This window comes from Nitrospinaceae bacterium (assembly GCA_018669005.1).
Classification (GTDB): domain Bacteria; phylum UBA8248; class UBA8248; order UBA8248; family UBA8248; genus UBA8248.
In genome coordinates this window covers 199590-213446 of the sequence record JABJAL010000072.1, presented here as the reverse complement: position 1 = coordinate 213446, position 13857 = coordinate 199590, and the positions used below count along the sequence as shown (strand labels likewise).

At 52.4% G+C, this 13857-nt stretch carries 15 protein-coding genes; 7 read left to right on the top strand and 8 right to left on the bottom strand.

Going from position 1 to position 13857, the window contains the following annotated elements; genetic code table 11:
- Positions 1–10: 10 nt before the first annotated feature.
- Both HOJ95_10625 and HOJ95_10620 read right to left on the bottom strand, forming a co-directional pair.
- On the bottom strand, positions 11–484 hold the full coding sequence (locus tag HOJ95_10625; GenBank protein MBT6395151.1) for a low molecular weight protein arginine phosphatase: 474 nt from the start codon (positions 482–484) through the stop codon (positions 11–13).
- A complete protein-coding gene (locus HOJ95_10620) occupies positions 481–1305 on the bottom strand; it encodes a PDZ domain-containing protein (protein ID MBT6395150.1) in 825 nt (274 codons plus the stop codon). Before HOJ95_10620 ends, HOJ95_10625 begins: the two co-directional genes overlap by 4 nt.
- A gap of 357 nt (positions 1306–1662) precedes the next feature.
- Here HOJ95_10620 and HOJ95_10615 point away from each other — a divergent pair, with 357 nt between their 5' ends.
- The 3 genes from HOJ95_10615 to HOJ95_10605 all read left to right on the top strand — a co-directional run bounded on the left by HOJ95_10615 (position 1663) and on the right by HOJ95_10605 (position 3782).
- Complete coding sequence (locus tag HOJ95_10615; protein ID MBT6395149.1) at positions 1663–2037, top strand: hypothetical protein; 375 nt, start codon at positions 1663–1665, stop codon at positions 2035–2037.
- 35 nt (positions 2038–2072) lie between these two features.
- The gene (locus HOJ95_10610) at positions 2073–2921 is read left to right on the top strand and encodes an HDOD domain-containing protein (protein ID MBT6395148.1); all 849 of its coding nucleotides are present in this window, start codon (positions 2073–2075) and stop codon (positions 2919–2921) included.
- Positions 2922–3002: 81 nt separating this feature from the next.
- The gene (locus tag HOJ95_10605) at positions 3003–3782 is read left to right on the top strand and encodes an MBL fold metallo-hydrolase (GenBank protein ID MBT6395147.1); all 780 of its coding nucleotides are present in this window, start codon (positions 3003–3005) and stop codon (positions 3780–3782) included.
- Here the strand turns inward: HOJ95_10605 and HOJ95_10600 are convergent.
- The gene (locus HOJ95_10600; protein MBT6395146.1) at positions 3779–4090 is read right to left on the bottom strand and encodes an antibiotic biosynthesis monooxygenase; all 312 of its coding nucleotides are present in this window, start codon (positions 4088–4090) and stop codon (positions 3779–3781) included. The two genes, HOJ95_10605 and HOJ95_10600, sit on opposite strands and share 4 nt — an antisense overlap.
- A 230-nt stretch (positions 4091–4320) precedes the next feature.
- Between HOJ95_10600 and HOJ95_10595 the strand changes: the two genes are divergently transcribed.
- Positions 4321–4677 (top strand): cupin domain-containing protein, encoded by a 357-nt coding sequence (locus tag HOJ95_10595; protein MBT6395145.1) that lies wholly within the window; start codon positions 4321–4323, stop codon positions 4675–4677.
- A 4-nt stretch (positions 4678–4681) separates the two neighbouring features.
- On the opposite strand, the gene HOJ95_10590 is transcribed toward HOJ95_10595, so the two are convergent.
- Positions 4682–4855, bottom strand: coding sequence for a hypothetical protein (locus HOJ95_10590; GenBank protein ID MBT6395144.1), 174 nt, complete (start codon positions 4853–4855; stop codon positions 4682–4684).
- Between the two features lie 10 nt (positions 4856–4865).
- Complete coding sequence (locus tag HOJ95_10585; GenBank protein ID MBT6395143.1) at positions 4866–5759, bottom strand: c-type cytochrome; 894 nt, start codon at positions 5757–5759, stop codon at positions 4866–4868.
- A gap of 280 nt (positions 5760–6039) precedes the next feature.
- Between HOJ95_10585 and HOJ95_10580 the strand changes: the two genes are divergently transcribed.
- The 3 genes from HOJ95_10580 to dinB are packed head-to-tail and all read left to right on the top strand — an operon-like array spanning position 6040 to position 9294.
- Complete coding sequence (locus tag HOJ95_10580) at positions 6040–7407, top strand: class I SAM-dependent RNA methyltransferase (GenBank protein MBT6395142.1); 1368 nt, start codon at positions 6040–6042, stop codon at positions 7405–7407.
- Between the two features lie 27 nt (positions 7408–7434).
- Positions 7435–8049: a transcriptional repressor LexA gene (gene lexA, locus HOJ95_10575; protein ID MBT6395141.1), complete on the top strand. Its 615-nt coding sequence runs from the start codon at positions 7435–7437 to the stop codon at positions 8047–8049.
- A 27-nt stretch (positions 8050–8076) separates the two neighbouring features.
- Positions 8077–9294 carry a DNA polymerase IV gene (gene dinB, locus HOJ95_10570; protein MBT6395140.1) on the top strand — a complete coding sequence of 406 codons (1218 nt, stop codon included), beginning with the start codon at positions 8077–8079 and terminating at the stop codon, positions 9292–9294.
- Between the two features lie 122 nt (positions 9295–9416).
- Here dinB and HOJ95_10565 read toward each other — a convergent pair whose 3' ends face one another.
- The 3 genes from HOJ95_10565 to uvrA all read right to left on the bottom strand — a co-directional run bounded on the left by HOJ95_10565 (position 9417) and on the right by uvrA (position 13833).
- Positions 9417–10289, bottom strand: coding sequence for a DMT family transporter (locus HOJ95_10565; protein MBT6395139.1), 873 nt, complete (start codon positions 10287–10289; stop codon positions 9417–9419).
- Positions 10290–10367: 78 nt separating this feature from the next.
- Positions 10368–10823 (bottom strand): OsmC family protein, encoded by a 456-nt coding sequence (locus HOJ95_10560; protein MBT6395138.1) that lies wholly within the window; start codon positions 10821–10823, stop codon positions 10368–10370.
- A 106-nt stretch (positions 10824–10929) separates the two neighbouring features.
- Positions 10930–13833: an excinuclease ABC subunit UvrA gene (uvrA, locus tag HOJ95_10555; protein ID MBT6395137.1), complete on the bottom strand. Its 2904-nt coding sequence runs from the start codon at positions 13831–13833 to the stop codon at positions 10930–10932.
- Between the last annotated feature and the right edge of the window lie 24 nt (positions 13834–13857).

Sequence of the window (13857 nt, the reverse complement as noted above, 5' to 3'; positions counted from 1 at the left end):
AAATTCTCTTTTATCTGAACTTAGAATGGGCGTCTTTGAGTTGCACATAATAACCCTGAAGCGCTTCCATCAGTTCGCCAAAATACTGCCTGTAGTGAAAAAGCTTCATCCCGTAAGGATCCTTGATGGTATCTCCGGGCTTTCCTCCGGGTCGGTACTTCACCAGCTCAACGACCTTATCGATTCCTTCAGGATAATTCATCTCAATGAAGTCCGCATGCTCGGGTGACATTACGGCTATCTGATCCGCCCATTCGACAAGTTCGCTAGCAAGGGGCTGTGCCACATGGGTTACTAGATCAAGGCCGACCAAACTCGCCACCTCCTGCGCCTCGGCGGGCGATTTACTTCCCGCAAAAGCGTGTGTTCCCGCCGACTTGGCATGCAATTCACGCAGGCCATCGCGCGAAGCAAATTTTTTCAGCAATGCCTCTGCCATCGGTGAGCGACAAAGGTTTCCTGTACACAAAAAAAGAATATTCATTTTTTTATCGCCACACTTTCATTATTGGCCGTAATCAGGCGCATTCGAATGCCTTGGCTCTCTGGGTTTCTCTTAACAAAAATATTCAGCCCGTCTGATTTTTTAATAAATTCTTTTTCAAAAGATTCCACAGAGGAAATCTTTTTGCCCTCTACAAGAGAAATAACATCGCCCCGGCGCAGGCCCGATTTTTCCGCAAGCTTGCCTGGCGCTACCTGAGAAACAAGAAGACCATCCGAGATGCCACCGCCAAAATAACGGGCAAGAGACGGTGTCATCAATTGAAGAACGACCCCCAGACGACTTCGATGTGTCAGTTTCATCGGCTGAAAATTAACAACACCATCGCGCAACACCTGGGCCTTGGCAAAAATAGGCGCCTTGACCCTCAACGCCAGGGCAATGGCGTCAGAGGGGCGGCTGTCTATCGAAAACTTGCGCCCATCCGATTGCATCTCGATATGGGCGTAAAATGTTCCGCCCTTTAGCTCTGTGATGATGATTCGAACAACTTTGGCTTTGAAACCACCAATGACATTTCGCAGCAAGTCATGCGTCATCGGTCTTGGCGGTGTGATGCCTCGCAACTGGATGATAATGGCCTGCGCCTCGGCCGGACCAATCCATATGGGAAGAAGTTTGCCATTGTCCTTTTCCTTGAGAACGACAACCGGTTGATTGCTCTGAGAGTCCAGAACAACATTCCTCACTTGAACCTGGCGCATTTCACTATCGTTCGGGACAGAGGCTGCCGAGACAAATCCCTGCGCCACCAAGGAAAATGAAATTACCACAACCATGGCAAGGAAAAATCGGCTCATCTAAAAAAACCTCAAAACAACCTTGCAGAGCAAGTGAAAAATAAACAAAAACACGGCAATCAAAGGCTAAATCACCCACAGACATAACAAACACAGTCAGACTATCACTCAGAAATTGTCACAAGCAAGATACTTAATCAGATATCGGCCCGGAAAACGATCTCCTTTAAATCAGAATATCTTCTTTCTAAGGCCCCCTTGTATCGAAAGTGACCTTGACACCCCATAGGACTCTGTTACACCCTTAAAAAGCTTCGAAATTCGTCGAGTATTGGCTCATAAACCTGTATATTGAAAAGGATTCCAGCCAACTTTGCCGGCGTGGGCCTATATTTTTTTAGCAGGAGTTTTTTCCGGATGCAGCGAATCAAAGTCGAGCAGGCCACTCTGGACATGGTGATCGCCCAGCCCGTCGAGAATTCCTCGGGCCAGGTTTTATGCGCCAAAGGAACCGCACTGACAGATGCCTTGATCATGCGACTCGAAAGACTCGACATCACGCATGTCACCGTGGAAGGCCACCCCGTTGACGACGGAAAACCGGTTAAAACATTAGAGGAAGATCTGGCCGATCTCGACCACAGATATCGTTCGGTCATGGACAACAAACTTATGGCCGCGCTAAAAATGGTGGTCCAGAAACATATCAAGAAAAAACACGAAGAATTAGCCGACGAAAAAGCCCGGATGGAGGCGTTAAATGCCTCCGAGGAAGAACCATCAGAGGCTTAGGGTTAATTTTTTTCAGATAAATGTGAGGTCCACCCGTGGCAATTGATTCTTCCATTTTCAAGCACAAAGTCGAGGCGCTGGAAAATTTACCCACGCTTCCCGGCGTTGTATCCAAGCTTTCCTCGATGGTGGAGAGCCCCACTATCAGCACCGCCCAGGTGGGGGAAATGATACAGGCGGACCAGGTACTCTCCGCCAAGGTGCTTCGGCTTATTAACTCAGCGTTTTTTGGATTTCCCGGAAAAATTTCTACCGTTACGCATGCCCTTGTCCTTCTAGGCTTTAACGCCGTAAAGGGGCTGGTCCTCACGGCATCGGTCTTCGACATCATGGCAACAGAAATGCTGAACCTGTGGAAACACTCTCTCGGCGTTTCGCTGGCGTCCGGTATCATATCCCGCAGAATCAATCTCGCAGACGCCGAGGAAATAATCGTCGCCGGTCTTTTACATGACATCGGCAAGGTGGCGCTCAAGGTAGAGGGACCCGAGCACTTCGATGATGTGATGGAAAAGGTCAACGCCGATCAGACTCTCTTCATCGATGCCGAAAATGAAGTTCTCGGCTTCAATCATACAAAGGTGGGCGAGTGGCTTTGTGAGAAATGGAACCTTCCGCCGAACCTCAGAGATCCGATTACCATGCACCACCAACCAAACCTGGCCAGAAACGCCCCCGAGGCGACCGCCGTTGTTCACATGGCGGATATTCTTGTGCGATCACTCGACTTCGGAAATGGCGGCGACACGGGAATACCTGTTCTCAACCGGGATATTGTGAAATTGCTGAATCTGTCTTTATCCGATATTGGTGAAATCCTCGAAGAGATGGAAGGTGAGCTTCTCAAGGGCGAGGACCTTATCCCCAGCGAAGAAGACGCCTAGCATTTCCTTAGTACGAGCACACCCCACCAAAAAAGATCGCGACATTCCACCGTCGCTTTACTGTGTCCTCTCGGTAAAATTATGACGACCGCCCCGGCACTTGCCCTCACAGTCCTCGGAACCGGCGACGCATTCTCCTCGGGCGGCCACCCGAATAGTTGCTATCTCATCGAGCCACTTGAGAAAAACTTCGGCGAATGTCGCGCCGCGCTAATCGACTGCGGACCCACCGCCGTCCCGATGCTTCACGGCATGGCCTTTGACTTGAGTAAAATCGATCTGGTGTTATTAACACATCACCACGGCGACCACATCGCGGGCATAGCGTTTCTTTACCTGAACTATCAGTTCAACGTCAGACGAGAGCGGCCGCTTACGGTCGCCGGGCCGCCGGGCACAGAAGAAAAATGCGAAGAAATATTTCGGGCCAGCTATGGTGAGACCGCCGAGCTCATGAAGAGGCGATTCGAGATGGAATATATTGAGCTTGCAGAGGGAATCGAAACACAGATATGCGGCATCTCCATTCTACCGAAACGGGTCATTCACATGAAAAAAGGGATCCCTTACGGATACCGAGTTAGTTGGAAAAACAGAACAATTGGCTTTAGCGGCGACACCGAATGGAACGACAACCTACCCGAGCTGGCCGAAGAAACAGATTTGTTTTTTATGGAATGCTATTCCGGAGAGAAAAAAATTCCGTTCCACACATCAATAAGTGAGTTAAAGCTAAAATCGGATCGTCTCAACACCAAGCGCCTTTTGCTAACCCATATGGGCGATGAGGTGCGTCAGCTCGCCGCCGCAGGCAAATCGCCCTTCGAGATTGCCCACGACGGCCAGCGAATCGAAATTTAGCGCTTAACGATTTTCTCCATCAACACATCATACATGCCCAGTTTAGACGGGCCGCTGAAAATTTCAGGCGGTGTCTCGGCCGAGCGCGCATGGGCCTTGTGGAACGACTCGCTGCCAACCCAGGCCTCAAAAGCCTCTTTACTATCCCAAATGGTGTGGCTGATATAATCGCCGCCATCGCCACGAAGAAGATGAAACTCGCGAAAACCATCAACTTCATCGAGATAAGAATCTCTCGTCCGCCATATTTCCTCGAAGTCATCTCCTTTGCCTTCGGCCACCTGGAAACAGTTCATTACGATATACATGCCTTGCTCTCCATATTTTCTGGGTAATTTCACATCAAGGAAGGCCACTTCCATAAAAACGACTCCGGCACTATAGCAATTTAACGGGTAAGAGAGCCAAGTATTTTTCATGGCAGAGAGCAAAATTCCATTCACGCCTTTTGACAATCATTCCCGATATGACTCATCCTGCAATTGTTAATTCCGACAAAATTCACTTAATTAGCGAAAACTTTTCCAGGAGGAATCCCATGAATGATCCAACAAAGAGAAAAGCCTGTGTCATCCACACGGATGAGGTGCCCGACGATGAAATCGACGGAGGGGCCACCCATAAAACCATCATCACCCGGGCCGCAAACGAAACAAACATCACGGTTTTCCGATCGCAAATCACTCCGGGAAAATCCCACGACTGGCATCATCACGAGGTCGATGAAGTAATTTTTTGTGTCGCTGGCGAGGGCCGCTACGAACTTCGAGACGAGGAACTACGCTTCAAGGCGGGCGAGTTCATCTTCATGCCCAAGGGAACCGAGCACAGAAGCTCAACCACAACGGACGGCCCGGTGGAGCTTGTCGCCATTTTTCAGCCCGGCCTGCAATAAATTTCTATTTGCCCGCAATGAGAGAAATCGCGGCGGCCGTTTCCTCGGACACACCCATCTCGTCAACAAGGATAGCCGTGCGCCCGGCCAGGTCCGCACCCGGTGGAGCGGAGAGCCCCAATTTTTCCAGCACACGCTCGGCAAGTTCGGGCGGAATCTCGGGGGCCTGAGCGCTCATTAAAATACCTTTATTTTTTATTTGGAATCAAACGCATCTTCCTTAATTTCTTAACAGGCTTTAGAGAGCGAAGATACGCCACGATGGCATCCAGATCGTCCGGTTTAATGTTTGCATAATAATGATACGCCATCGGCGGATACATTTTCTCGCCGCTCGCGCGGTAGCCAGTCGTGATCGCGACTTTGATCTGACGATCCGACCATTTACCAATTCCCGTTTCCGGGTCGGGTGTGATATTGGCCGAAACAGGAGCGCCCATCGGGCCATTAAGAACAAAACCGCCCGCGCCAAGCTGATTTTTAAAATCGCGGCGGCCCTTCACCATCGGCGTGTGGCACTCGACACAATGGCCAAGCGGCCCGGCGAGATATTCGCCATATTTCACCTTATCCGTACGAGATACCTCGGGAACGCTTTTATTCGGACCCCACGCGGGGGGAAGTGGTATCCGATATTTTCCTCTCGGCACATTGTTCTTCACGGGTTTGACCTGCCGGAGATAGGCGATAATGGCGCGAAGATCTCTGTCAGAAATTTTGGCGTAAAGACCACCTGGCATTGGGGGTCCGATTAAGCTGCCATCCGGGCGCTTTCCCTCCCGAATAGCGGCGAAAAGTTGCTTATCCGTCCAGGCGCCGATTCCCGTCTCTTTATCGGGAGTGATGTTAGCCGCATACACGGTAAATGGCGGCTCATCCCACTTGTGGCCGCCAGACAGCTCTTTACCCGGGACAGGCTTTCCCCAGGGACCATTATTCGTGTGGCAATTTCCGCAAGCGACAACACCGCTCATCAGATACTTTCCACGCTCAAGAAGCGTTTCCGCCGAGGCAACCCCTCTAGTCACGACAACAGAAATACAAATAATTAAACCAAATACAGGCAAAGAAAGTTTTCTCATTCGAAAGGTCCCCTTTCCCTATAGTACGGAACTCAAAGATAGAACAAAAAAACGAGTAGACGCACATAATCTCTAGCGCATTCACCCGAAAAAAGATTCCAATTTAAAAATTTAAAAAAAGACAATAACAGTCAAATAAATTTAAAGACAATCAACATCCATATTAAAACAGTATTAATACAGCATTGTCTTAATACTAAACAGCACTTGACAAGCATGTTCGGTATTTGTTTGTATTAAGGCTGTATTCTATTCGATGTTTATTTGGGGCCATGTCGCCATGAGTAGCGTTGCCACATTGCAGCCCGGCACAGGAGCCGTGCATCGGGCCGAAATCGATTCTATCGCCACAGGCGGGGCAGGCGTGGCTCGTCTTGAGGGACGGGTGGTCTTCATTCCGCGCACCGTACCTGGCGATTCGGTTCGTTTCCGCATTTCCGAGGACAAGGGTCGTTTTCTCCGAGGCGAAATCGAGGAAATTGAATCCCCCGGCGCCTCCAGACGAGAGCCCCCCTGCCCACACTGGGCCTCGTGCGGCGGATGCCCGCTTCAGCAAATGACCCCCGAGGCCCAGGCCGAATCCAAGAAACAGATTTTTCTTGATGCCGTGGCCCGCATCGGAAAGATAGATATCGACATCGAGCCAGAAATAATCGCGGCGAGTGCGCCAGAGTTTGCCTACCGCATGCGAGCGCGCTTTCAGATCAAGCACGGGAGAATTGGTTTTTTTGCGCCAGGCACCAGGAAGCTAATACCCATCGAGGGTTGCCTGCTGGTCGAGGAATCAATTCGAGCCGCCTTCGCGGAGATTCGAGAGTTTCTCAAGCTTGAGCGAGCCGCAAGAGTGCTTGAGGCTGTGGAGATATCATCGCTGGGCGATAAACCCGATAAAGGGGCCGGGCTTTTTCTCTATCCAATCGGTTGGCACGACAATGGCCATGGCACAATTTCAAAAAAGACCCGGCGCGCCTGGGAGGTGTTCAGCGAAAAAAATGGCTGGCCTCTTGCCGCCGCCGGGGGCAGAAAACCTGCCGAGCCACCTTCATGGAAATCTTCTTACGAATTGAAAACATCCACTAATGAAACGGCTATCCTTCAGGTCTCGCCCGAAGCATTTCTTCAACCCAACCGGCGGGTTAACGAATCGATCGTGCGGGCTGTTTTAGAAATGGCGGCGCTGCCCGAGGGCGGGCGAGCGGTAGATCTATTCTGCGGGGCGGGAAACTTCGCGGTACCCCTTGCTGAGAAGGCGGCGCGAATCGTCGGGGTCGAATCCAATCAGTTCGCCGTCAAAGACGCAGAGGTAAATGCAAAACAAGCCGGTCTGAAAAATACTCACTTCATCAAGAGCGAGGCAGGACGAGTCGAGGCAAACACCATCGAGGACGCTCTCGGCGGCAAGCCCGACCTCGTGCTACTCGATCCACCGCGCCCAGGCGCCCTTGAGACGATACCGCTCGCAGTCGCTTTAAAGCCCAACCGAATCGTTTATGTCTCGTGCAACCCGGCGACTTTTGCCCGCGATGCCCGGGAATTATCCGATGCAGGCTACCGCATGGAGGCTGCATTCATCGCCCCCATGTTCCCGAATACCGCTCACGTTGAATCCGTCACTTCGTGGGCGTTTGATAGCAGCACCGCTCCCTGATAACGGGCAGCACAAGGAGGCTTTGCCATGTTTTTAACTCGTAGACAGCGTCAGATTTTTGAGTTTATCCAGGAGTTCATCAAGGACAAGGGGTATGCACCGAGCATCGCCGAGATTGGGGCGCACTTCAAACTCACCTCGCCTGCCACCGTGCACAAACACCTTCAAAACATCGCCTCGAAGGGACTTATCAAAAGAAGTTGGAACCGCAGCCGGGCGATTGAACTCGTGCCGAACGCAGATACCGTGGGCAAGGAAAAGAGCGGCCCCATTGAACTTCCCCTCCGGGGCATGATCGCCGCTGGTGTTCCTCTTGAGGCGGTGCAGGACAACGAAACCATTCCGCTTCCCTGGTCCTCGGACGACAGTAGCCTGTATGTGCTCAAGGTCAAGGGAAAATCGATGATTGAGGATCACATCGACGACGGCGACTACGTCATCATCGAGCAGCGCGATACAGCGAGCAACGGCGAGACCGTCGTCGCTCTGCTCGAGGGCGAGAGTGCCACCTTGAAGAGATTTTACCGCGAAGGCGATCACATTCGCCTCCAGCCGGCGAATTCCTCGATGGAGCCAATCATGGTGCGAGATGGCGAATTCAGGATTCAGGGCGTTGTCGTGGGTGTGCTCAGAAAGTATTAAACACGAAATTCATCACAGGGCCTCGCCATGACAGATGAATGCGCCTCTCCGGTCACCTCGAAGAATCCCGATGAGGCGCAGCGCGTCATCGCCCATGTGGATATGGACGCCTTCTTCGTGGCGGTCGAGCGCCGGGACGACCCCTCCCTTGTGGGCAGGCAGGTCATCGTCGGCGGCACAGGCAACCGTGGCGTTGTAGCGGCTGCCTCCTACGAGGCGCGCCGCCTGGGCGTTCATTCTGCCATGCCGATGACACGAGCGCGGCGTCTGTGCCCAAACGCTGTTTACATTCCCGCCAGCCATACAAAATATTCTGCCGCCTCCGGTCAGGTAATGGCCCTTCTTAGAACTTTCACACCCACGCTCCAAGCCGTATCGGTTGACGAGGCCTACCTCGACCTGACCGGGACCGAGCGTCTGCACGGCCCACCCTTCGTCGCCGCCACAAAAATGAGAAATGCCGTTATGAATGAGCTCGGCTTTTCCGCCTCGGTGGGCGTCGCCTCAAACCGGCTCATGGCCAAGGTCTCCTCGGTACTTTCAAAACCAGCCGGAATACTCCACATCCTGCCAGGGATGGAGGCGGCCATCCTCGCACCGCTTTCTATCGATACCCTGCCCGGCGTAGGGAAAGTCACCGCCGCCCGGCTCCGGGGGATGGGTATGCGCACGATTGGTGACATCGCCCACCTGCCACTCTCGGTCCTGGAGGCAAACTTCAAAAACTGGGGCACGGAGCTTTACCGAAAAGCACGAGGGCAGGGAAGCATTGAGATAGAAATTGAAACCAAACAAAAGAGCGTGGGCAAGGAAACCACCTTTTCAGAGGACCAAGGCGACCCCAATCATCTGGAGGCTACGCTATCCCGCCTCACAGCACAGGCGGCGAGCCGTCTGCGCCGGAAAAATATGACGGCCAAGGGCGTCACCCTCAAAATTCGCTTCGAGGATTTTGACACCAACACCCTCGCCGCACGAATGGAGCCGCCAACGGCCATCGACAGGCCCCTATTCGAGGCGGCCCGGAGGCTTCTCACCCGAGCGCTACAGGAAAAATCTAAGGGAAGAAAAGTACGCCTCATTGGTGTCTACCTCGGAGGATTGGCCTCCGCCAACCAGCAGCCTGAGTTGTTTGTGGAGGAGAGTGAGCGCGACACCCGCCTGACCGAAACTGTGGATCGACTACGCGACCGCTTTGGCGAGGGTTCGCTAGTTTCGGGAAAATCCATGGAAGGAAAAATCTGAGATCGGGCCACGAAACTCAACCCCAAAAAATCTAAAATTACTTTCGCATCATACTGCCAACGTCTGACCACAATTGTGAAATCGAAAACCCTTAAGGCCTTATTCGCGCCGCCACTCTCCACTCAAGCCAAGAGCAACACCACCAATGTTCCGCACACCGTCATGACAGCACCGACAACGAGTCCCCAGGTAATATTCTCGGCCTCTTTGATGAAAAAATGCGCCACAAGCAGGGCGAGCAGCGGCTGAACAGCGGTGATGGACGAGGCGTTCACCGCGAAAGTGTAGTGCATCGCGCTGACAAAAGAGGGCACCGCCACCGTCTGACAAACAGCCGAGGCGGTAATCCATGGCCAGCTGGCTTTTGGCACTTTTAATCCGGCCTCTGATTTAGAACCCAAAAATGCGATCATCCAGGTAAAAAATACCCCAGACCATATAATCATCGCAGCGGCGGCCAGCGGCGGAACATCTGAGGCGATGACCTTCATCGTCACACCCGAGATGCTCCAGATGCATACCGTTACCCCCGCCGCAATCCACCCCAAGGTGCGATCGCGCGAGGTGGTCGGCAGATTGGAATCCTGCGCAGGCTCGGCACGCATGGCGAAATTGATGCCTCCCGCCAGCAGGATCAAACCAAAGACCAATCGAAGCGTTACCGGCTCCCCCACCCAGGCGGCTGCGATGAAGGCGGTGATGATCGGCGTACTCGTCGCCACCGGAAGCGCCCGGCTGGGACCAATTCGGCGTATCGCGAAATAATAAGTCAGTCGAGAGGCGGCAATCATGCACAACCCGAGCGCCACGATGTAGTAAATCGTCTCGCTCCGCTCGGGCCGAAACGCCGAAAGCGGCATGATGGAAAAGGCGACAGGGATCATGAACAACGCGTTTGTGGTGGTTATCGTGGCGGTTGTACGGAGCAGTGGCGCATCACGCATGGCGCTACGAACACAGAATGAAAGTGCGGCCCAGGCAAAGAGCGCGAGCATCGCGAAAAACATTCCTAATAGATGCGTGTTTTCGAGTCCGATGAGACAAATTCCTTTATTGAAACAAAGGATAATCTTTTATCCCTGTTGCACGAGCGTCCACCTATCCTCGACAGGAACGGCACTTTTCATGAACAGGTACATGATGCACCCGGCGCGAAAGAGGGCTTTCACACGCTCAAGCTCATCCTCGGTTCCGGATGAAATAACTGTAATGTCGAGTTCAAGGCCCAATATACCACCTTTTGGACCCGCCGTGTCACCAGGCGCAAGACGCGCCATCGTGATGCCAGCCACTACATGACAGTCATCAAAGGGCATGCCAATTTCTCGCGTGAACATTTCGACATGTGCAACACTGCAACCCGAAAGACTCGAAAGAAGATACTCAGACGGCGTCGGGTGCTCAAACAAACCGCCGCGTCCCACCGGCTCATCAGAGAAAAATGGCGGGCATTCCCTGGCATGAATTTCTGCACGTAAAGAGCCTTTCCAATCCGCCCGCACGGTTCGCGTAATGGTTTCATTCGCCATGTCGTCTCAACCTCCTTGCGTCGTGAATCAAAATCCACGAAAAATATAGGCACAATATCCATAAGAAAAATACGGCGACGGTGCCTCATCGTAATTCTTTAAAAAATTATGGGGCCTGTTGCTGTTCCATGTAGTCTTTGAGGTATTCCCCGGTATGCGATTTTTTCGACCGGGCCACCTCCTCGGGCCTTCCCTCAATGACGATCCGCCCGCCTTTATCTCCCCCTTCGGGGCCCAAATCGATCACCCAATCCGCCGCTAGAATCATGTCCAAATGATGTTCGATGACGAGTACAGTGTTCCCCAAGGCCACAAGCCGATGCAGAACCTCCAGGAGGCGTTCAACATCCTGAAAATGAAGACCAGTCGTCGGCTCGTCCATCAGGTAGAGAACATTCCGAGGCGGCTTGGCAACCAGTTGCCCCGCGATTTTGAGACGCTGCGCCTCGCCCCCCGAAAGGGTGTTCACCGGTTGGCCAATCCGCAAATAGGACAGACCCACATCACGAAGCACCATCAACTTGTTCATGATGGATGGCACATGATCAAAAAACAGAATTCCCTCGTCTACCGTCAGATTCAACACCTCATGAATGTTCAATCCTTTAAAACGCACCTCTAGCGTTTTTGGCTTGAATCGTTTGCCATCGCACTCAGGGCAGCGAATAAAAATATCTGCCATAAAATGCATTTCAATTTTTTGATGTCCGCTACCGCTACAGGCATCACAGCGCCCACCCGGAGAATTGAATGAAAAATGGCCGGGCCCGTAGCCAAAGCTTTTAGCTGTTTTCGTCTCGGCGAATTGACGGCGAACCGGATCGTAGACTTTGACGTATGTAAGCGGATTGCTCCGCGGGCTTTTCCCGATGGGACTCTGATCGAGCAGAACCACGGACGAGAGATTCTCAAACCCGAGAATCTTCTCGAAGCGGCCAATTGGCTCTTGCGATTCGTGAAGGATTCGCGCAAGCGCAGGATAGAGGGTGTCGTGTATCAAAGTGCTTTTCCCGGAGCCAGAAACACCGGTGATGGCGACCAGCTTGCCCAGTGGAATATGGAGATCTATTTTTTTTAGATTATTCTCGCTTGCCCCGAAGAGAGAAACCCTCTGGCCAAATTGATCCACTCGGTCTCTCGGACGACGAGGCAAAACTTTTCGGGCGTTCGTAATAAATTTCGCGGTGACAGATTCTTCACTTTTCGAAAGCTCTTCAATAGGGCCTGAGAATATGACCTCTCCGCCACGCTCCCCGGCCCCGGGCCCTAAATCTACGATGTAGTCCGCCTCGGCGATAACGTCCCGGTCATGCTCAACAACCAACAGGGTGTTGCCACGGTCCACCAGGTCCTTCAAGATTTCTATGAGCTTGGCATTGTCTCTTGGATGCAAGCCAATAGTCGGCTCATCAAGGATATAAAGGGTGCCCGTCAGGTGAGCACCAAGCTGGTTCGCCAGATTTATTCTCTGGTGCTCGCCGCCACTAAGGGTCCGCGTTTCACGATTAAGCGTAAGGTAGTCCAGCCCTACGTGAAGTAAAAACTCCAGCCGCTCATCTACCTGGTTTAGAACATCCTGGGCGCGGGCTCGCTGCTCAGGCTCCATCTCAACTTCTTTTATAAAAGCGCGTAGCTTGCCAATCGGCATGGCGCAGAGATCTGCGATATTCTTTCCCGCCACCCGCACCCACAGGGCATCCGGTCGAATACGCGTTCCATCGCAAGTGGCGCAGTTCTGCAGCATCTGATAACGGCGAATCAGCACGCGCACCCATACTTTGTATTTCTTCTTTCGAAGCCGCTCGAAAAATGGATAAATCCCAAGCAGATGTTTTGAGCCGTTTAGAACCATTTTTTTGTGTTTTGAAGTAAGTGCGCTCCAGGAGCGATGGATGTCGAGACCTTCCTTCTCAGCAGCTTGCTGGAGTTGTCCCCCGAAATAGCGGCGATAGCGGGGCCGGGTCCAAGGCTCCACGGCCCCTTGTGCCAGCGTGAGCTTTGGGTTCGGAATAATGAGGGAAAGATCTAAATCAAGGGTATTCCCAAAACCGCCGCACTCCACACACGCGCCGTGGGGATTGTTGAAACTGAAAGTCGAAGGAAGCGGGGCTTCAAAAATTCTACCGCAACACTCTAGGCGCTGGCTTAACGAGAGCATCGGGCCATCGACCACCTGGACAAAAGCCCGCTCATCGCCCTCCCGAAAAGCCCCTTCAAGCGACTCGCCGAGCCTTGCTTCGGATTTTTTATTAAATGAGAGGCGGTCAACAACGATGTAGATCGGAACAGGAAACTTAAAAGGCGCCTCCTCGGAAGGCGCCAATTTTTTCGATTTACTTGAAGCGGCTTTTTTCCCCTTCGCGGTTTTCTTTCTCCCGGTCGCCGCTTTCGGGGAGAGCGTAGTTTTTTTGCCGCCCATTTCATTAATCTGATCAGCCAGTTTCGGGCTGATTTTAACCACCTCACCGTCAACCATCGCCCGGATATAACCCTGCGCGAGAAGACCAGAGAACCTGTCCGCGAGCTCATCGGCCGGAACCGGAGACAAGGCGAACATGACAAAACCTCTTTCCTTATCATGTTCTTTAAGAATACGGGCAACAGAGCTATCAACGGTGTCGGGATGAACCGGTTTTCCGCAGTCAGGACAATGAATATCCCCTGCCTTGGCAAACACGAGGCGGATGTAGTCGTAGATTTCAGACGCCGTTCCCACTGTGGAGCGAGAATGTTTAACCGGGTTGTACTGCTCGATGGCGATGGCCGGACTGATTCCGTCGATCAAATCAACATCGGGTTTATCCACTCGCTCTAGGAACTGCCTCGCATAAGTAGACAGAGACTCAACATACCGGCGGTGGCCCTCGGCGTAGATGGTATCAAAAGCCAGAGAGGATTTACCCGATCCACTGGGACCAGTCACAACAATAAACTGCTCCCGGGGAAGACGGAGGTTAATATTTTTGAGGTTATGCTCGCGGGCACCCTCGACAACGATGTCTTCCATCATGTGGATTTTCTCTATTCTTACTTA

What these genes read in the sequence shown, in the direction of transcription:
- lexA (MBT6395141.1), top strand. Translation starts at nt 7,435, where the DNA reads ATGTTTTTAACTCGTAGACAGCGTCAGATTTTTGAGTTTATCCAGGAG.
- HOJ95_10605 (MBT6395147.1), top strand. Translation starts at nt 3,003, where the DNA reads ATGACGACCGCCCCGGCACTTGCCCTCACAGTCCTCGGAACCGGCGAC.
- HOJ95_10620 (MBT6395150.1), bottom strand. Translation starts at nt 1,305, where the DNA reads ATGAGCCGATTTTTCCTTGCCATGGTTGTGGTAATTTCATTTTCCTTG.
- uvrA (MBT6395137.1), bottom strand. Translation starts at nt 13,833, where the DNA reads ATGATGGAAGACATCGTTGTCGAGGGTGCCCGCGAGCATAACCTCAAA.
- HOJ95_10565 (MBT6395139.1), bottom strand. Translation starts at nt 10,289, where the DNA reads ATGCTCGCGCTCTTTGCCTGGGCCGCACTTTCATTCTGTGTTCGTAGC.
- HOJ95_10600 (MBT6395146.1), bottom strand. Translation starts at nt 4,090, where the DNA reads ATGTATATCGTAATGAACTGTTTCCAGGTGGCCGAAGGCAAAGGAGAT.
- HOJ95_10590 (MBT6395144.1), bottom strand. Translation starts at nt 4,855, where the DNA reads ATGAGCGCTCAGGCCCCCGAGATTCCGCCCGAACTTGCCGAGCGTGTG.
- HOJ95_10595 (MBT6395145.1), top strand. Translation starts at nt 4,321, where the DNA reads ATGAATGATCCAACAAAGAGAAAAGCCTGTGTCATCCACACGGATGAG.
- dinB (MBT6395140.1), top strand. Translation starts at nt 8,077, where the DNA reads ATGACAGATGAATGCGCCTCTCCGGTCACCTCGAAGAATCCCGATGAG.
- HOJ95_10615 (MBT6395149.1), top strand. Translation starts at nt 1,663, where the DNA reads ATGCAGCGAATCAAAGTCGAGCAGGCCACTCTGGACATGGTGATCGCC.
- HOJ95_10560 (MBT6395138.1), bottom strand. Translation starts at nt 10,823, where the DNA reads ATGGCGAATGAAACCATTACGCGAACCGTGCGGGCGGATTGGAAAGGC.
- HOJ95_10585 (MBT6395143.1), bottom strand. Translation starts at nt 5,759, where the DNA reads ATGAGAAAACTTTCTTTGCCTGTATTTGGTTTAATTATTTGTATTTCT.
- HOJ95_10625 (MBT6395151.1), bottom strand. Translation starts at nt 484, where the DNA reads ATGAATATTCTTTTTTTGTGTACAGGAAACCTTTGTCGCTCACCGATG.
- HOJ95_10580 (MBT6395142.1), top strand. Translation starts at nt 6,040, where the DNA reads ATGAGTAGCGTTGCCACATTGCAGCCCGGCACAGGAGCCGTGCATCGG.